Origin of the sequence: Polaromonas sp. CT11-55, assembly GCF_047303325.1 — a bacterium.
In the GTDB taxonomy this organism is placed as follows: domain Bacteria; phylum Pseudomonadota; class Gammaproteobacteria; order Burkholderiales; family Burkholderiaceae_C; genus Polaromonas.
Genome location: NZ_JBKBEX010000030.1, coordinates 1 through 18593 on the forward strand (window position 1 = coordinate 1; position 18593 = coordinate 18593).

Here is an 18593-nt window from a genome sequence, read left to right on the forward strand (position 1 = left end):
CTTCGGCAGTTGTTAGCCTTCGCTGAAAAGCGTAGCGTCAACTGTTCAGCTGCTGCCACGCTTTTTAGCTGCGGCATAACAAGCCTTCGGCAGTTGTTAGCCTTCGCTGAAAGGCCTGGGCTCAACTATTCAGTTGAGCCCAGGCCTTTTCCAGCCTCTTGATACTGACCGGTTGCGGCGTGCGCAATTCCTGTGCAAAAAAGCTCACACGCAACTCCTCCAGCAACCATCGGAACTCCTGCATGCGCGCGTCGACCGCTCCCTTGCGTTCGGCCACCAGGCGCCAGTAGCGCTGTTCCTGCGGTCGCAGTTCGGCCAGGCGCGCGGCGTCGCGTGCCGGGTCGGCGCGCCATTTTTCCAGCCGCAAGGTGATGGCTTTGAGGTAGCGCGCGAAATGCTGCAGCTGCGCATAAGGCGTGACCGCCAGAAAGCGCTTGGGCACCAGGCGCTGCAATTGCTGGGCGGCGTCGGCCGCGGCTTCGGCGGCGTTTTTGCTGTCCTTGATCTTGCGCTGGGCCGCGGCGAATTCGGTGAGGATGCCCGCAGCCAGCCGGGCCACCTCGCTGGCGATCAGGGTCAGGCGGCCCCGGCCGTCTTCGATGCGCTTCTTGAACTCGCCCTCGCTGGTGGGCAGCGGATCGAGCAGGAAGGCGCGGTCCAGCGCAACCTCGATGATCTGCTCACGCAGTTCCTCGAGCGTGCCGCCGCCGGAATTGTCGGCGGCGCGGCCCACCAGCATGTAGGCCGTGGCCATTTTCTGCAACTCTGGCAGGTTTTTCTCGAGGTATTTGAGCGCGTCCTTGATCTGCAGCGCAAACAGCCGGCGCAGGCCGGCGCGGTGCTTGGCGGCCGCCGCATCGGGCTCGTCAAACACCTCTATGGTGACCGCATCGCCCAGGTCGATCAGCGCCGGAAAGCCTATCAGTGTCTGCGAACCCTTGCGGATTTCCATGAGTTCGGGCAATTCGCCAAAACTCCAGCCCGTGTAGCGCTCCGCCACCTTGACCGCCGGTTTTTCCGCCGCGGCCGGAGCGCCAGGCTTGCCGGCAGGGGGAGTCTTGCCCGGATTGGCGGCCGGCTCGGGCGCTTTCGCGAGGTTCTTGAGGCCAGCCAGCGCCTGGAAAGCGCCCCGCGCCTGCGAGCCCAGCTCGCCCTTGAGCGCGCCCAGATTGCGGCCCGCGCCCAACTGCCGGCCGTGCTCGTCGACCACGCGGAAGTTCATGAACAAATGCGGCGGCAGCATGTCCAGCTTCATGTCGTTGCGCTTGATGTCCAGCGAGGTCGCGTCGCGCACCAGCTTGAGCACCGCGTCGGTCAGCGAGCCGCTGCCGAAGACCTCGGGTTGCAGCAGTTGCTCAGTCATGCGGGCGGCGGTCTCGGGCAAGGGCACCAGGCGCGAGCGCGGGCGCTGGTGCAGGGTCTTGATCAGCGCCTGCACCTTGTCCTTGAGCATGCCGGGCACCAGCCACTCGCAGCGCTCCTCGTTGACCTGGTTGAGCGCGAACAGCGGTACCTCGACGGTCACGCCGTCGCGCGCGTCGCCGGGCTCGTGCAGGTAAGTCACCCCGCAATCCACGCCGCCCATGCGCAGGGTCTTGGGAAAGGACTGGGTGGTAATGCCGGCCGCCTCATGGCGCATCAGCTCTTCGCGCGTCAGCAGCAAGAGCTGCGGCTGCTTTTTGGACTCTTCCTTGTACCAGTGCTCGCAGCCCGCGCCGCTGTGCACGTCGGCCGGCAACTGCTGGTCGTAAAAGGCGTAAATCAGTTCCTCATCGACCAGCACGTCCTGGCGCCTGGCTTTGTGTTCCAGGTCCTGCACCTGCTGGATCAGCTTCTGGTTGGCGGCCAGGAAAGGCAGCTTGGTGTCCCAGTTGCCGGCCACCAGCGCCTCGCGGATGAAGATCTCGCGCGCCGTGACCGGGTCGACCCGGCCGAAATTGACGCGCCTGCCGTTGTAGACTACCAGGCCGTAGAGCGTCGCACGCTCCAGCGCCGTCACCTGGGCGGCTTTTTTCTCCCAGTGCGGGTCCAGCAGCTGTTTGCTGAGCAGGTGGCCGGCCACCTGCTCTATCCAGGCCGGGTCTATATTGGCGATGCCGCGGCCGAACAGGCGCGTGGTTTCCACCAGCTCGGCCGCCACAATCCAGCGGCCCGGTTTTTTGCTCAGGCGCGCGCCGGGATGGCGGTAAAACTTGATGCCGCGCGCGCCCAGGTACCAGTCTTCCTCGTCGCTCTTGCAGCCGATGTTGCCGAGCAGCCCGCAGAGCATGGACAGGTGCAGTTGCTCATAGCTCGCGGGCTTGTCATTGAGCACCCATTTCTGCTCGCCGACCACCGTGTGCAGCTGCGAATGGATGTCGCGCCACTCGCGCACGCGGCGCACGTTGACGTAGTTCTCGCGCAGCAGGTTTTCATACTGGCGATTCGAGAGCTTGTGGTCCGTGCCGTGGCCACCGCGCGCATCGCCCAGCCATTTCCAGAGCTTGAGGTAGCCGCTGAACTCGCTTTTTTCGTCGTCGAACTTGGCGTGCTGCTGGTCGGCCTGGGCCTGCTTGTCCATGGGCCGGTCACGCACGTCCTGCACGCTGAGCGCGCTGGCGATCACCAGCACCTCGTCCAGCGCATTGCGGTCCCTGGCTTCGAGGATCATGCGGCCCACGCGCGGGTCCAGTGGCAGCTTGGCCAGCGTACGGCCCACGGGTGTGAGTTCGTTGTCCTCGTCCACCGCGCCCAGCTCGGCCAGCAGCTGGTAGCCGTCGGCAATCGCGCGGCGCTGCGGCGGCTCGATGAAGGCGAATTCCTCGACATTGCCCAAGTGCAGCGCCTTCATGCGAAGGATCACCGAAGCCAGCGAGCTGCGCAGGATTTCCGGGTCGGTAAAGGGCTGGCGGCCCTGGAAGTCTTTCTCGTCATACAGCCGTATGCAGATGCCGTCAGCCACGCGGCCGCAGCGGCCGGCGCGCTGGTTGGCCGCGGCCTGCGACACCGGCTCCACCATAAGCTGCTCGACCTTGTTGCGAAAGCTGTAGCGCTTGACGCGCGCGGTGCCGGCATCGATCACATAACGGATGCCGGGCACGGTCAGCGAGGTTTCGGCCACATTGGTGGCCAGCACGATGCGCCGGCCGCTGTGACCGTCGAAAATGCGGTCCTGCTCAGCCTGGCTCAGGCGTGCGAACAGCGGCAGCACCTCGGCGTTGCGCGTGAGCGGCTGGTGCGCCAGGTGCTTGCGCAAATGGTCGGCCGCCTCGCGGATCTCGCGCTCGCCGGGCAAAAACACCAGGATGTCGCCCGCGCTGTGCGGGCTCAGCCAGAGCTCGTCGACGGCGTCGGCAATCGCGTCGTTCAGGTCATGCTCGCGCGACTCTTCAAAGGGCCGGTAGCGTTGCTCCACCGGGAACATGCGGCCCGATACCATGATGACCGGCGCAGGCCCTTTGGCGGATGCAAAGTAATCGGCAAAACGCTGCGCATCAATCGTCGCCGAGGTGATGACCACTTTGAGGTCGGGCCGGCGCGGCAGCAACTGGCGCAAATAGCCCAGCAGGAAGTCGATGTTCAGGCTGCGCTCATGGGCCTCGTCGATGATGATGGTGTCGTAGGCCTTGAGCAGCGGGTCGGTCTGCGTCTCGGCCAGCAGGATGCCGTCGGTCATCAGCTTGACGGAAGCCTCGCGCGAAAGCCGGTCCTGGAAACGCACCTTGTAGCCCACCACCTCGCCCAGCGGGGTCTTCAGTTCCTCGGCGATGCGCTTGGCCACACTGGAGGCGGCGATGCGCCGCGGCTGGGTGTGGCCTATGAGCCGGCCCTGCCCCGGCGGGTAGTTGAGCTTGCCGCGCCCCATGGCCAGCGCGATCTTGGGCAACTGCGTGGTCTTGCCCGAGCCGGTCTCGCCGCAGACGATGACGACCTGGTGGGCCGCCATGGCGGCGGTGATCTCATCGCGCTTGCCGGAGACGGGCAGCGATTCGGGAAAGGTGATGGCGAGGGGAGTCAAAACTGGGGACAAAGGAAAGAGCCGTAAGGAATGCCGCGAGGCCGGGACGGCCAAAGCCGCCAATTATCGGCGCTTCCGTAAGGCCCCGCGCGCCGGGGGAGCGCGGCACCGGCTCAGGCCGCCAGCACCGGCATGTCGACGATTTCCCCGCTGGTTTCGTCAAACCAGGCGATGCGGCTGGGATAGCCCATCGCCGCGCGCGACATGCCGCGCCCCAAACCCACCGCCGAGGAGGCGCGCGCGTCGGTTTTGGACACCCGCAGCACGCCGAGCCCGACCTCCGCCGCCCAGGGCGTTTGCTGGCCGGCCCCGGTGCCGGCTTCCAGACTGGTATTGAGCGTCACAGTGCGCGTCAGGGCGGCCTGGACGCGGCGTGCCAGGTGGATCAGGTCGCCGCTGTCGTGACAGTTTCGCATCAACAGCAAAAAGCCGTCCTCGCCCAGCCGCCCCATCTCCACATGAGCCGGCACTGCGCGCCGCAGGCGCCCGGCGCAGACAAACAGCGCATGGTTGACGGCCGCCAGGCCGTAGAGTTTTTCGAGCACATACAGGTTGGCGATGGACACCACGATGACACCCAGCGGCACCGGCTTGTCGCGGTAATCCCTGAAAGCCCCGTTCACCATGTTGTTGGTTTCGCTGTTGGAGCGCATGCGGGTGACAGGGTCATAGCTGGGGCCGTAGGCCATGGCCTGGTTCAACTCGATCAGGTAGGAATAGCGTATCCACAGCACGGAAGCCATGGTGGTCAGGTAGGCCGTGCCCGCCAGTGCGCTGACGGCGTGGGCCTGCCAGGGCACGTGGGCGCGGTCCAGCGCCGCCCAGCTCAGGCCCGCAATGGCCATCAGCATAAAAATCACGCCCGCCACCGCCACCCAGGCCAGGCGATCGCCGCGCAAGGCGCTGCGCAGACTCAGGGCCAGCGCCACAAAACCCATCAGCGCGGCCCCGGCCAGGCTCAGCATCAGGGACTGCTGCGGACTTACGGCCCAGCCCAGCGCAATGACCAGGGCAGCGACGGCCGCCAGCAGCAGCAAGGCGCGCCGCCGGGACGAAGGGCTGCGCAAAATGCCCAGGATGGAGAACAGCAGGTAGGCCAGCAAAACCGACACCAGGCTGGCCACATGGGCCAGGAAGCGGTCCAGCGTGTCGGCGTCGCCTATGGGCAGGGCGCCCAGGAAGGCCGCCACGAAAAAGGTCGAAGCCAGGGCCGAGGCGGCGGCGTTGACGGCAATGCGCCGCAGGGACCGGATATAGGCAAACACCGAACCGGCCAGCATCAGGCCGGCCGAGCCGAAATAGCAGCCCCAGAACCCGATCGCATATTTATCCATGACCCCCTGACCATAACCTGCCCCACCCTGTTCGCCAAGCCCTATAAGGCGTAGGCCGGCCGCCCCCGAAGTCCCCGGGCCGGCCGCGTCTCCCTTACACTCACTGGACTTTTTCGTTTGCCGGGAAAAGCAGTGCCTTGCCCTGCGGCCGCCCCGCCCCCGGCTGCTTCCGCCCTGCCCTTTACGACCCGAAAGCGCGCCCATGTCCGCCGTCTTCAATTTCACCTTTGTGCCCTGGTTCCGCTCGGTCGCGCCCTACATCCACACGCACCGCGGCAAGACCTTTGTGGTGGGCCTGGCCGGCGAGGCCATCGCCGCCGGCAAGCTGCAGCACATCGCCCAGGACCTGGCGCTGATTCAGAGCATGGGCGTGAAGATCGTGCTGGTGCACGGCTTTCGCCCGCAGGTCAATGAGCAGCTCAAGGCCAAGGGCCACACGGCCAAATACTCGCACGGCATGCGCATCACCGACGAGGTCGCCCTCGACAGCGCCCAGGAGGCCGCCGGCCAGCTGCGTTATGAAATCGAGGCGGCTTTCAGCCAGGGCTTGCCCAACACCCCCATGGCCGGCTCCACGGTGCGGGTGATTTCGGGCAACTTCATCACCGCGCGGCCTGTCGGCATCCTGGACGGCGTGGACTTCAAGCATTCGGGCCTGGTGCGCAAGGTGGACACCGCCGCCATAGGCCGGGTGCTGGATTTCGGCGCCATGGTGCTGCTCTCGCCTTTCGGCTTCTCGCCCACCGGTGAGGCTTTCAACCTGACCATGGAAGAGGTCGCCACCTCGGTGGCCATCGCCATGCAGGCCGACAAGCTGATCTTCCTGACCGAGATTCCGGGCATACGCATACATCACGACCAGCCCGAGAGCGAGGACAACCCCATAGACACCGAGCTGCCGCTGGCCGCCGCCGAAAAACTGCTGGCTACCCTGCCCAACGGCGAGCGCCCCACCGACACGGGCTTTTACCTGCAGCACTGCGTCAAGGCCTGCAAGGCCGGCGTGGAGCGCAGCCACATCCTGCCCTTTGCGGTGGACGGCTCGTTGCTGCTGGAAATCTATGTGCACGACGGCATAGGCACCATGGTGGTCGATGAAAAGCTCGAAGAGCTGCGCGAAGCCACCGGGGACGACGTGGGCGGCATTCTGCAGCTGATAGAGCCCTTTGAAAACGACGGCACCCTGGTCAAACGCAGCCGCACCGAGATCGAGCGCGACGCCGCCAACTACAGCATCATCGAGCACGACGGCGTGATCTTCGCCTGCGCGGCGCTCTACCCCTACCCCGAAGCCAAAACGGCTGAAATGGCGGCGCTCACCGTCTCGCCGCAAAGCCAGGGCCAGGGTGACGGCGAGAAAATCCTCAAACGCATAGAGCAGCGCGCCCGCGCGGCCGGCCTGCAAAGCATCTTCGTGCTGACCACCCGCACCATGCACTGGTTCATCAAGCGCGGTTTTGTGCAGGTGGACCCGGACTGGCTGCCTGAAGGCCGCAAGCGCAAGTACAACTGGGACCGCAAGAGCCAGGTGCTGGTCAAGAAGCTGTCCTGACCCGCCCGGGGTTTCCCTCGCAGGGGTTTTTCTTTAGCATCGGGTCAATCCCCACGTCCAACAGGATCTCACATGCTCCAAATGCGCCCCAACTGCGAATGCTGCAACAAGGACTTGCCCAACGAGTCGGCCGAGGCACGCATCTGCACCTTTGAATGCACGTTTTGCGCCGACTGCGCCGACACCCGGCTCAAGGGCGTTTGCCCCAACTGCGGCGGCGGCTTCACGGTGCGGCCCAGCCGCCCCGAGCGCCTTCTCGCGAAATACCCGCCCTCGACCGAGCGCGTCTACAAGCCCCAAGGCTGCGGAGCCGCCGCATGAACACCACCACCTTGCTGCTGTTTTCCGTCGTCGCACTGGTGGCCATCGCCACGCCCGGCCCCACAGTGCTGCTGGCGCTGGCCAACGGCTCGCGCTACGGCGTGCGCCGCTCCGTGCCCGGCATGCTGGGCGCGGTGCTGTCCGATTTTGTGCTGGTGGGCGCGGTGGCCCTGGGCCTGGGCGCGCTGCTGGCCGCCTCCGAGTTCTGGTTTTCGGTGCTCAAGTGGGCCGGCGCGGCCTACCTGGCCTGGCTGGGCATTCGCCTGCTGCGCTCGCGCGGCGGCTTTGAAATTCCCGCCGAAGGCGCCGGCGGCACGCAGCACGGCAGCCGCGCGATTTTCATGAAGTCCTTCCTGGTGGCGGTGACCAATCCCAAGGGCTACCTGTTCTGCTCGGCCCTGCTGCCGCAATTCATAGACCCGGCCGCCGCCCAGGCGCCGCAGTACCTCGCGATTGCACTGGTGTTCGCGGGCATCGATTTTTCCGTCATGTTCGCCTACGCCTTTGTGGGCGCGCGCGCGATACGCCTGCTCAAGGCCTCGGCCACGCGCTGGATGGACCGCGCCTGCGGCGGCGCGCTGCTGGCGCTGGCCGGCTCGCTGGCCTTCTACCGGCGGGCAAACAGCTAGCCATTGCGGGGCCCGGGCGGCCCCTATGTGCGCTGCCGAACAGACAGCTCAAGGCCCGACCCCTCATACTCCCGGAGTCTTTCCAAGGACTTCACCCCCTCCCCGGCCAGGATCCTGGACGCGCCGCCCCACAGCCGGCGCCTCGCGGCATCGTCGTTACTTTCACAGAGAACATGGCCCATGTCACCCATTACCAGCCTGAGCGCCCTTGAGGCGCTCGCCAAAGCCGACGGCATAGAGGTCCGGCGCCAGGAAGCGCTGCTCAAGACGGGTGCGCTGCAGACAGCCATCCTGACGAGCGAAAACTTCTCCATCATCGCGACCGATGAAAAAGGCATCATCCAGCTCTTCAACGTCGGCGCCGAGCGCATGCTGGGCTATATGGCAGCCGAGGTCGTCAACAAAATCAACCCCAGCGACATCCACGACCCGCAGGAAGTGATGGCGCGCGCGCAGGCGCTGAGCCTGGAGCTCGCCACCCCCATCACGCCGGGCTTCGAGGCCCTGGCCTTCAAGGCCTCGCGCGGCATTGAAGATATTTACGAGCTGACCTACATCTGCAAGGACGGCAGCCGCTTTCCGGCCATCGTGTCCATCACCGCCCTGCGCGACGACTTCGGCACCATCATCGGCTACCTGCTGATAGGCACCGACAACTCGGTGCGCAAGCAGGTCGAGATCGCTCTGAAGGAAGCCATGGCGGTGGCCGAGAAGGCCAACCTCGCCAAATCGGACTTCCTCTCCAGCATGAGCCACGAACTGCGCACGCCACTCAGCGCCATTCTGGGCTTCGCGCAGCTGATAGAGTCCGGCACGCCGGTACCCACGCCCTCGCAAAAGCGCAGCGTGGACCAGATCTTGCAGGCCGGCTGGTATTTGCTGGACCTGATCAACGAGATCCTGGACCTGGCACTGATCGAGTCCGGCAAGCTGTCGCTGTCGCTGGAGCCGGTGTCGCTGGCCGAAGTCATGCACGAGTGCGAGACCATGATCGAGTCGCAGGCCGAAAAGCGCGGCATCAGTGTGAGCTTTCCAGCGTTCACCTCGCCCCTCTTTGTCAATGCGGACCGCACGCGGCTCAAGCAGGTGCTGATCAACCTGCTGACCAATGCCATCAAATACAACACCGAACGCGGCAAGGTGACGCTCAGGTGCGTCGACACCCCGCCCGGGCGCATACGCATCTGCGTGGAAGACACCGGCGAAGGCCTGATGCCCGAGAAGATAGAACAGCTCTTCCAGCCCTTTAACCGCCTCGGGCAGGAAGCCAGCACCGAACAGGGCACGGGCATTGGCCTGGTCATGACCAAGCGGCTGGTCGAACTGATGGGCGGCGTGATCGGCGTGGAAAGCACGATCGGCAAGGGCAGCATGTTCTGGATTGAAATGAACGTCACCGCCGAGCAGAAATTTTCGCCGGAACTGCTCAATCTCGCGATCGGGCTTGCCGCGCCCGCGCCCGCGAACCCGCAAACCTGCACCGTGCTGTACGTCGAGGACAACCCGGCCAACCTGATGCTGGTGGAGGACCTGATCGCCAGGCGCCCGGACTTTCGCCTGCTGTCCGCGCGCGACGGAATCAGCGGCATCGCCATCGCCAAGGCCGCGCTGCCGGACTTCATCCTGATGGACATCAACCTTCCCGGCATCAGCGGCATCACGGCCATGAAGATCCTGTCGGAAGACCCTTTGACGAAACACATCCCGGTCGTGGCCCTCAGCGCCAATGCCATGCCCCGCGACATTGAAAAAGGCCTGCGGGCCGGCTTCTTTCGTTACCTCACCAAACCCATCAAGATCAACGAGTTCATGGAAACGCTGAACTTGATGCTCTCCCTGGCCAAAGCCAGGACCGACCGCCTTGCGGCCGGGGAAACCACGCCATGAACACCGAATTCGACATCCTCAATGCAAGCATCCTGGTCGTGGACGACCAGCCCGTGAACGTGCAACTGCTCAGGCAACTGCTCGGCGAGACCGGTTACACCCGCGTCAGCGCCACCATGAACCCGCAGGAAGTCGCCGGGCTGCACGCCGAGCACCATTACGACCTGATCCTGCTGGACCTGAAAATGCCGGGCATGGACGGCTTCCAGGTCATGCAGGAACTCAAGAAGAACAGCCGCGACAACTACCTGCCCGTCATCGTGCTGACCGCGGAGCCGGCCCATAAGCTGCGCGCCCTGGAAACCGGCGCCAAGGACTTCATCAGCAAGCCCTTTGACCTGGTGGAAGTCAAGACGCGCATCCACAACATGCTGGAAGTGCGCCTGCTGTACAGAAAGCTCGCAAACTACAGCAAGCTGCTGGAGCATGCCCTGCAGCAGGGCAGTGTGGAGACCGGCGAAGCACACCAGCGCTGAGCCGCCTCACGCCAGCGCCCTCTTGCGGGCCGCGGTATTCCCGCAGGAAAATAAAACCGTTCCGGCAAGGCGGCCGGGCCCGTTTTAGCGGCCTGAAAGCCTGCCGAAGCCTGCGTATGACGGACTTCGCACTGCCCTATCGTGACCGCGTCCATGCCGGGCGCCTGCTGGCTGGCGCCCTGACCTCTTATCGCGGCCGCCCCGGCCTGCTGGTGCTGGCCTTGCCGCGCGGCGGCGTGGCCGTGGGGTACGAGGTGGCCCGGGAACTCGAAGCGCCGCTGGACGTCTTTGTGGTGCGCAAGCTCGGTTATCCGGGGCATGAGGAATACGCCATGGGCGCCATCGCCAGCGGCGGTGTGCGGGTGATGAACCCGCCGCCCGGCGCCGCGCCGCAGCCGCAGGCGGTGGCCGCCGTGCTGGCCCGGGAAGAAGCCGAGCTGGCGCGCCGTGAACAGCTTTACCGCCGGCAGCGCCCGGCACCCGGCATCACGGGCCGCACGGTCATCGTGGTGGACGACGGCCTGGCCACAGGCGCCACCCTGCGCGCGGCCGTGCTGGCGATCCGGCAGCAACAGCCGGCGCAGCTGGTGGTGGCCGTGCCGGTCGGTTCTGAACAAGGGTGCCAAGAGCTGGAAGACCAGGGCACGGAAGTCGTCTGCCCGGCCCGCCTGGACTATTTCGGCGCCGTGAGCCAGTGGTATGTGGACTTTCCCCAGGCCACCGACGAGGAAGTGCGCCAGTTGCTGGACGACGCGCACCGGGAGCACACGCGGCAAGCCGGCCGGCCTCAATGAAAGTCGCGGCTGGAGGTGCCCAGCCGCCCCAGCAGCGGCGTGAGGTCTTCCAGCCGCCGCGCCACCAGGTTACGCACCGCGCCATAGCCTTTGGCGGTGCCGCTTTCCTCACTGCGCTGCCACACCCCGTAGACCGCCAGCAGGCGTGAGTGCAGCAGTTCGGCGCGCTGGGCTTCGCGCAGCGACTTCCAGACGATCACATTGACCGGCCCGGTTTCGTCCTCCAGCGTGACAAAGATGGTGCCCTTGGCGGTTTGCGGCTGCTGGCGCACGGTGACGATGCCGCAGCCGGCCACTTCTTCGCCGTCGGGCAAGGCGTTGAGTTCGCTGGCGCTCAGCAGGCCCCTGCACGCCAGCCGCTCGCGCAGCAGCGCGACCGGGTGGCGTCGCAGCGTCAGGCCTGTGGCCTGGTAGTCGAACAAAATGTTCTCGCCTTCTGGCGTGTCGGGCAGCGACAGCGGGGTCTCATGCGTGGGCACGGACTTGAGCAGGCGCGGCGCCGGCTTGATGGCCGAGGCGTCCCACACCTGCTGGCGCCGGTGGCCCGACAGGGGCAGCAAGGCATCGGCGGCGGCCAGCGCGTTGACTTCCAGCGTGCCCAGCAGCGCGCGCGACACCAGGTCTTCGGTGGAACTGAAAGGCGCTTGCGCCCGCGCCGCCACCAGGCGCAGGGCTGCGTCCTCGCGCAGGCCGGCCACCAGGCGCAGGCCCAGGCGCACCGCAGGCTGCGTGCCGGGCAGCAGCACACCGCCCGGCTCCAGCGTGCAGTCCCAGTGGCTGTGCATTACGTCCACGGCGCGCACCTCCACGCCGTGGCGGATGGCGTCCTGCACCAGCTGCGAGGGTGTGTAAAACCCCATGGGCTGCGAGTTGACCATGGCCGCCAGGAAACAGGCCGGCTCATGGCACTTGAACCAGCAGCTCACGTACACCAGCTTGGCGAAACTGGCGGCATGGCTTTCGGGAAAACCGTAGTCGCCAAAACCCAGTATCTGGCTGAAGATGCGTTCGGCGAATTCAGCGCTGTAGCCGTTTTTGACCATGGCCTGGACCAGGCGGCCGTGAAAACGCTCCACCCCGCCCTTGCGCTTCCAGGCCGCCATGGAGCGGCGCAGGTCGTCAGCCTCGCCGGGCGTGAAGTCGGCGGCGATCATCGCGATCTGCATCACCTGCTCCTGGAAAATCGGAATGCCCAGCGTGCGCTCCAGGGCCGGGTTGAGCGCCGGGTATTCGGGGGTGATGGTTTCGCCGCGCCTCTGGGCTTCGCGGTTCTTCAGGTAGGGGTGGACCATGCCGCCCTGGATGGGCCCGGGCCGCACGATGGCGACCTCGACCACCAGGTCGTAGTAGCTGCGCGGCTGCAGCCGCGGCAGCATGGACATCTGGGCGCGGCTTTCGATCTGGAACACGCCCACCGTGTCGGCCGCGCAGATCATGTCGTAGGTCTTCTCATCGGGCTTTACCTCGTGCATCTGCAGCGTGGTGCCGCGCACCTGGTTCACCAGCGCCAGGCAGCGCCGTATGGCCGACAGCATGCCCAGCGCCAGCACGTCGACCTTGAGCAGGCCCATGGCCTCCAGGTCGTCCTTGTCCCACTGGATGATGCGGCGCTCCTCCATGGAGGCCGGCTGCACCGGCACCAGCCGCGTGAGCTTGCCCTGCGTGAGCACAAAGCCGCCCACATGCTGGCTCAGGTGGCGTGGAAAACCGATCAGCTGCGCCGACAGGTCCAGCCACTGCAGCACCGGCCCTTCCCGGCCCGCCAGGCCGGCCTCGCGGATTTTCTCGCGCAGCACCTCGCTGCCGTCAAACCAGAAATGCTCCTTGGCGAACTGGTCCACCAGTTCAGGCTCTATCGCCAGCGCCTTGCCGACGTCGCGGATCGCGCTGCGCGGGCGGTAGCTGATGATGGTCGCGGCAATGGCGGCGCGGTCGTGGCCGTATTTGCGGTAGATGTACTGGATGACCTCCTCGCGCCGCTCGTGCTCGAAGTCCACGTCGATGTCGGGCGGCTCGCGGCGCTCGCGGCTGATGAAGCGCTCGAACAGCAGCTTGCTTTCCGCCGGGTTGACGGCCGTGATGCCCAGGCAGAAGCACACCACCGAGTTGGCGGCCGAGCCGCGCCCCTGGCAGAGGATTTTTTCCTGCCTCGCGAAACGCACGATGTCGTGCACCGTGATAAAGAACATCTCGTATTCAAGTTCTTCGATCAAGGCCAGTTCAAAGCCCAGCTGTCGCCTGACCTTGTGAGGTATGCCCTGCGGGTAACGTGTGTGCGCCCCCTGCCAGCTCAGCCGCCTGAGCCAGCGCGCCGGTGTTTCGGCCGGCGGCACCATGTCGTCGCGGGGATAGCGGTAGAGGTCGCGGATCTCGTCAAGGCTGAAGTTGCAGCGCGCCGCCACCTCCAGCGTGGCGCGCAGCAGCGCGGCCGGGTAAATACCGGCCAGCCGCATGCGCGGGCGCAAATGCGCCTCGGCATTGGCCTGCAGCGCAAAGCCGCATTCATGCACCGGCCGGCCCAGCTTGATGGCCGTCATCACGTCGTGCAGCGGCTTGCGCGAGCGCTTGTGCATCAGCACATTGCCAGCCGCCACCAGGCCTATGCCGGTGCGCGCGGCGACTTCCTGCAATTGCTGCAGGCGCAGCGCGTCGTCCAGGCCCTGCTGCAGCTCGACGGCCAGCCAGGCGCGCGCGCCGAACAGCCGCAGCGCCCAGGCGGCGTGCGCGCCCAGCGCCTGCACATGGATGGCTTCGGGCAGGGGCGAGAGCAGGATTTCACAATCGACCAGCCGCGAAAAATCGGTTTCACCGAGCGCGACGCGGTAGCGACCCTTCTCGATCTCGTCGCCGGCCCGGCACGCCTCGGTGATGAACTCGCAGAGGTTGCCCCAGCCCGCCGCGTTGTGGGGCAGCACCACCAGCCTGAAGGCATCAGCAGCCTGCACCAGGAACTCAGCCCCCGGCAGCAGCTTGAGTCCGTGCGCCCGGGCCGCCTCATGCGCCTTCACGACGCCGGCGACCGAACATTCATCGGTGACGGCCAGCGCCTTGTAGCCCAGCTCGGCCGCCCGCTCGGCCAGCTCGTCGGCATGCGAGGCGCCGCGCTGGAAGCTGAAGTTGCTCAGGGCATGCAGCTCGGCGTAATCGGGCAGCGCGTGGGTGGACATGGCGGCTGGCCTCAGGCAAAAAAACCGTGCAAATACCAGGCGCGCTGCCGCGCGCCCTCGGGCGTTGCGCCCAGGCGCTCGCTGTAAATCCAGAGCAGGCCGCCCTGCTGGGTCCGGTAAATGAAATAGTCGCGCAGCGCCCACGGTTTTGCGCTGAGGCCGCTGAATGGCTGCTGGCGCGCGGCCTCGCTGCCCGCCAGCAGCCATTCGGCGGCCTCCAGCCGCTGCGGCCCGGCCAGGCGGCGCAGCGGGCCCTGGTAAACCGGGTTGTTGCCGGCGGCGGCCAGCTTGATGGGCTCGGGCAGCAACCAGGCCGGGTACAAGGCTTCGGTCTTGACTTCCGGGGGTGGGCTGCTGGAAGCCGTCTTTGAACCCTTTGCACGCTTGCGGCCAGGCCGGGCGGGATAGAGCTGCGCGCTGATCGATGCAATCACGCCCCTGGCCGGCACCCAGCGCTGCATCAGCTCGGGCCTGTGGTCGGCGCAAGGCTGCCAGGCCCGCACCCGCGCATCGCCCAGGCGGGCGCTCAGGCGCTCGACCAGTTCCACCACGCCGTCGCCCTGCTGGCGCGTTTCCATCAGCAGGCTGCCAGTGGCGGCGGCCGCGTCGGACAGCAGCTCGGTGGCCAGCGATTGCAAAGTCAGGCTGTGCACCGGCGCCGGCAGCTTTTGCTGCACCAGGTGTTCCGATATCAGGCGCGCCACATGACGCAAATCCTGCGCGGGCTGGGCCGTGCGCACTTCGAGCTCGCCCGTGGGCGGCACGTCGCGGCGCTTGTCCAGGTGCCAGGTGATTTTCAGGGCGCTGAGCCCGCTTTGCCGGCCCAGCAGCCAGGCGTGCAGCTGCACCAGCAGCCGCTCCACGCCGGCCATCAGCGCGGGGGCGTGGGTCACCAGCGCGTTGAGCTCGAGCTTTTCCTCGAAGTGCTCGGGCAGCAGCAGCCACTCGTAGTCGTCGGGTGCGCTGCCGCGAGCGCGGTCCAGCGCCTGCAGCAGTTCCGCGCCGAAGCGCCGCGCCACGCCGTCGCGCGGCAGGCGCAGCAGGTCATCCCAGGTCCGGCAGCCTATGCGCTCGAGCACACCCAGGTGCGGGCGGGCGGCCGTCAGCGTGTGCATGGGTAGTTCGGCCACGCGTTTTTTGACGGCGGCCCCACCCTCGCCCAGCACACGCAAGCGGCCCAGCGCGATCAGCGAGGTCGCGCCCTGCGCGCGCTGGACTTCGGCTTGCAGCCCGTTCTCGCCAAAAAAAGCTTCCAGGCGCTGCGCCAGCAACTGCATCAGCCGCGCCAGCCCGCCAAAGAGGCGCAGGCTGCCGGTCACGTCCATCAGCACGGCTTCGTCGACCAGCGCCACGCGCGGCGTCAGGCCCAGCGCCAGGCTGGCCGCCGCCTGCCGCAGCGTGGCGGCATCCATCGGACAAGCCGGCTGGCCCGCCTCAGTGGTGGTCGAGATGCGCAATGCGATCCAGCAACGCATGGATGGGACTCTGGGGTGAAGTAAGGGGAAGCGACACCAGCGAAGGCAGCAGCAGGGGCACCGGGATACCGGCTTCCTCGCGCTGGCGCCGCACCCTTTCGCGGCTGGCCGCCAGCAGCGCGGCCAAGCGGGCCGGCCGGGTGTCCAGCAGCAGCGGCGCGGCCAGCGGCGGGCCGCGCCGCTTGAACACATCGACCCGCAAGACGCCCGCCTCATGGGCCGCGCCCTCCAGCCGTAAACGCAGCGGCGCGGGCGAGGATTCCTGCTGCGCCCGCAAAGGCCGGAACACAAACAGCAGCTTGTGGTGCGCATGGGCTGCGATCTGCAGGCGGCGCAGGTGCGCGCTGCGCGCATCGGGCAACCAGGCCAGCACGCTGTGCACGTCGGCGCATTGCAGGGCCTCGCGCGTGGCCCACAGCAGCGAGGGCGCATCGCCAGGCCGGCCGTCTATGCTGAGCAGGCGCCGCATGTCCAGGGATCGCGCGCCCAGCGCCGGGCCGAATGGCAGCCAGGGCGCGCCCACCAGCACCGTCAATTCACGGGCCTGGGCCTGCAGGGCCGCCAGGGCCGGCGCCACCAGGCCCCATTCATGCACCCCGGCCTGCGGCTGCAGCAACTCGATCAAGGCCCCCCGCGGCCAGCCGCCACCGGGCAGCGCGGCGTCCAGCGCCGCATGGCCGGTGGCAATGGTTTGCACACTCGCGCCGCCAAGCTCGCCGGCGCGCCATACATGGGCGTTGGCGAAGTCCGGCAAGGCGCGGGCTGCGGGGGTTGGAGAAAGCATGGCGAGAGGTCAACAAGGCAAATACTGTACATGCATACAGTATCATGGAAACCATCCCGTGTCAGCCCTAAAACCTAAAACCGAGTTCCCGTGTCGGACGTCGAGATGGGATGCCGGCGCACGCGATGCAGACCGACCTTTTTTGCCAAGGCCGGACCGGCCTTGGCATTGCCCTACACCGCGACCAAGTGCCCTTGGCCCAGCTCCTTCAAAGTCTTTACGCCAAGAAGCGCCATGTCCCTGTGAACTTCGTCCCTCAGCAGCCCGATCGCGTGGCTGACACCCGCCTGGCCACCCACTGCGGCGGCATAGGCCATGGGGCGGCCCACGAATACATGGTCGGCCCCGAGCGCCAAGGCTTTCAAGACATCGGTGCCGCGGCGGATGCCGCTGTCGATCATCAACGCCATCCCACCCTTGACCCTGGCAGCCTCTTGAAGCACCAGCATCGGGGGCACTGTTCCATCCAGTTGGCGTCCTCCGTGGTTGGACAGGATCACACCGTCCGCCCCCGCCTGCTCCGCGCGCTGGACATCAGCCGCGGACGTCAGGCCTTTGATGACCAGCTTGCCCCGCCAACGCCGGCGGATGAGCGCCAGGTGTTCCCAGTTCAGGTGGTCGCGCATGCCAAATTGCCGCACGGCGTTGCCGGAGATGATGGGCGCGCCGCGCCCTGCCCCCGCATTCTCGAAGTAAGGCACTCCATGCTCGACCAGCGTGCGGACCAGGGTGCCCACAAGCCAGCGTGGGCGTACCATGCCGTCCCAGGCCAGGCGCAGGCTTGGCCGCAGCGGTGTGGAGAAGCCGACGCGGACGTTGTTTTCCCGATTGGCCAGCGTCGCCGTATCGACCGTCACGACCAGGGTCTTGAAGCCGGCCGCCTCCACGCGGTTCACAAGTCCTTCGATGTGCCCGGCCTCTCCCGGAATGTAGGCCTGGAACCAGCCGCAGGTGGGAGCGGCCTGCGCCACCCGTTCCATGCGGGTCAGCGACGCGCCGCTCAGGACAAAAGGTATGCCCGCGGCTTCGGCGGCGCTGGCGATCGCCACATCGCCGTCGAAGGCAAACAGCGCACACAGGCCCATGGGCGCCACACCGAAGGGTGAACTGTAGGTCTGCCCCATCAACGTGGTGCGCTGCTCGCGCGCTGAGACATTCACCAACACACTGGTGCGGAACATCCATTTCCTGAACGCCGCGCCGTTCGCCTGCAGCGTCACGTTGTCTTCAACACCGCCTTGCAGGTAGCCGAAGATCGGACGAGGCAGGACGCGGCGTGCCGCGGGCTCCAGGTCCCCCAGCGAAAGAATGCTTCGAAGCCGGGGAGGCAGCTGGCGTCGGGCGTTCGGTGCAGGGCCCAGCTGCTGTCGATGTGGAGTTGTTGTCATCGGAATTCCTTCGGATGCCTGCAGCGATCCAGGCCTGCGCGAATTGGAATTCAGACGACAGGTGACGGCAATGGGTTACGCAGTGCGTAACATCATGGATGCCATGTAGCGCGCAGCGCCGTCGTTGAAACCCCGCCCAGCGCCAAACCCAGTTGCCGCGCGGCGGCCATCGTGACGGGAGCCAGCCCTCGGAGAACGGCCGGTGTCAATCGCTCGACAGGCCCCGAGGTGCTGACGGCCCCGAGTACCGTGCCCTTTTCGCCGCGTACGGCGGCGGCCACAGCGGCCGCGCCCGTTGAGCGTTCTGCGCGTGCCCAGTGGTAGCCACGCCGGCGAATACGTTCGTAGAGGTCGCCGGGCTCACCGAGTGCCGCCAGAATTGCCCTGCCCGGCGCTCCCAGTTCCAGGGGCAGCAGCTCGCCGGAGCGGGGATGGTCGGGCCTGGCATTGGGGCCGTCGCAACGCATCAGGCAGCTGCGAAGATTACCTTCGTGCACGTAGAAAGAAGCGCTTTCACCGGTGTCCGCGGCCAGTCGAACCAGGATGGGTTCGATGACGGATCCGACATCGAATTGAGCCTGGTAGCGCGAGCCCAGCCATCCGGCCGCGGGCCCCAGTCGCCATGCACCGTCGTCGCGCTGCACCATAAAACGGGACAGCGCGAGCGTGCGTGCCAGCCGCAGGGCGGTGGGCTTGTGCATGCCGGTGCGGCGCGCCAGTTCCGTCAGCGACAGGAACACCTTGTCGCCATCGTCGAAGGCCTTGAGCAAGGACATGGCCCGGACAACC

Annotated in this window: 13 protein-coding genes; 6 read left to right on the plus strand and 7 right to left on the minus strand. The window is 66.6% G+C overall.

Translation table 11 applies throughout. The features are described 5' to 3' along the window. Positions 1-121: 121 nt before the first annotated feature. Positions 122-4009, minus strand: a complete 3888-nt coding sequence (hrpA, locus tag ACEN8I_RS20945; protein WP_413330550.1) for an ATP-dependent RNA helicase HrpA — start codon at positions 4007-4009, stop codon at positions 122-124. 101 nt (positions 4010-4110) lie between these two features. Next, on the minus strand, positions 4111-5331 hold the full coding sequence (locus ACEN8I_RS20950) for a GGDEF domain-containing protein (RefSeq protein ID WP_413330551.1): 1221 nt from the start codon (positions 5329-5331) through the stop codon (positions 4111-4113). Positions 5332-5533: 202 nt separating this feature from the next. Here ACEN8I_RS20950 and argA point away from each other — a divergent pair, with 202 nt between their 5' ends. From argA to ACEN8I_RS20980, 6 genes are all read left to right on the plus strand, one after another. Continuing rightward, a complete protein-coding gene (argA, locus tag ACEN8I_RS20955) occupies positions 5534-6883 on the plus strand; it encodes an amino-acid N-acetyltransferase (RefSeq protein ID WP_007865306.1) in 1350 nt (449 codons plus the stop codon). A 72-nt stretch (positions 6884-6955) separates the two neighbouring features. Further along, positions 6956-7204, plus strand: coding sequence for a DUF1272 domain-containing protein (locus ACEN8I_RS20960; RefSeq protein WP_413330552.1), 249 nt, complete (start codon positions 6956-6958; stop codon positions 7202-7204). Continuing rightward, positions 7201-7833, plus strand: coding sequence for a LysE family translocator (locus tag ACEN8I_RS20965; RefSeq protein ID WP_413330553.1), 633 nt, complete (start codon positions 7201-7203; stop codon positions 7831-7833). The genes ACEN8I_RS20960 and ACEN8I_RS20965 overlap by 4 nt, the downstream gene beginning before the upstream one ends. A 180-nt stretch (positions 7834-8013) precedes the next feature. Further along, on the plus strand, positions 8014-9720 hold the full coding sequence (locus ACEN8I_RS20970) for an ATP-binding protein (protein WP_413330554.1): 1707 nt from the start codon (positions 8014-8016) through the stop codon (positions 9718-9720). Further along, a complete protein-coding gene (locus ACEN8I_RS20975; protein WP_413330555.1) occupies positions 9717-10196 on the plus strand; it encodes a response regulator in 480 nt (159 codons plus the stop codon). Before ACEN8I_RS20970 ends, ACEN8I_RS20975 begins: the two co-directional genes overlap by 4 nt. A 116-nt stretch (positions 10197-10312) precedes the next feature. Continuing rightward, positions 10313-10990, plus strand: a complete 678-nt coding sequence (locus ACEN8I_RS20980) for a phosphoribosyltransferase (protein WP_413330556.1) — start codon at positions 10313-10315, stop codon at positions 10988-10990. Here the strand turns inward: ACEN8I_RS20980 and ACEN8I_RS20985 are convergent. The 5 genes from ACEN8I_RS20985 to ACEN8I_RS21005 all read right to left on the minus strand — a co-directional run bounded on the left by ACEN8I_RS20985 (position 10984) and on the right by ACEN8I_RS21005 (position 18580). Then, positions 10984-14157 (minus strand): error-prone DNA polymerase, encoded by a 3174-nt coding sequence (locus tag ACEN8I_RS20985; protein WP_413330557.1) that lies wholly within the window; start codon positions 14155-14157, stop codon positions 10984-10986. The genes ACEN8I_RS20980 and ACEN8I_RS20985 overlap by 7 nt on opposite strands. A gap of 11 nt (positions 14158-14168) precedes the next feature. Then, positions 14169-15632 (minus strand): Y-family DNA polymerase, encoded by a 1464-nt coding sequence (locus tag ACEN8I_RS20990; RefSeq protein WP_413330558.1) that lies wholly within the window; start codon positions 15630-15632, stop codon positions 14169-14171. Further along, on the minus strand, positions 15592-16416 hold the full coding sequence (gene imuA, locus ACEN8I_RS20995; protein ID WP_413330559.1) for a translesion DNA synthesis-associated protein ImuA: 825 nt from the start codon (positions 16414-16416) through the stop codon (positions 15592-15594). Before imuA ends, ACEN8I_RS20990 begins: the two co-directional genes overlap by 41 nt. A gap of 173 nt (positions 16417-16589) precedes the next feature. After that, a complete protein-coding gene (locus ACEN8I_RS21000) occupies positions 16590-17804 on the minus strand; it encodes an alpha-hydroxy acid oxidase (RefSeq protein WP_413330560.1) in 1215 nt (404 codons plus the stop codon). Positions 17805-17896: 92 nt separating this feature from the next. After that, positions 17897-18580, minus strand: a complete 684-nt coding sequence (locus tag ACEN8I_RS21005) for an IclR family transcriptional regulator (protein WP_413330561.1) — start codon at positions 18578-18580, stop codon at positions 17897-17899. Between the last annotated feature and the right edge of the window lie 13 nt (positions 18581-18593).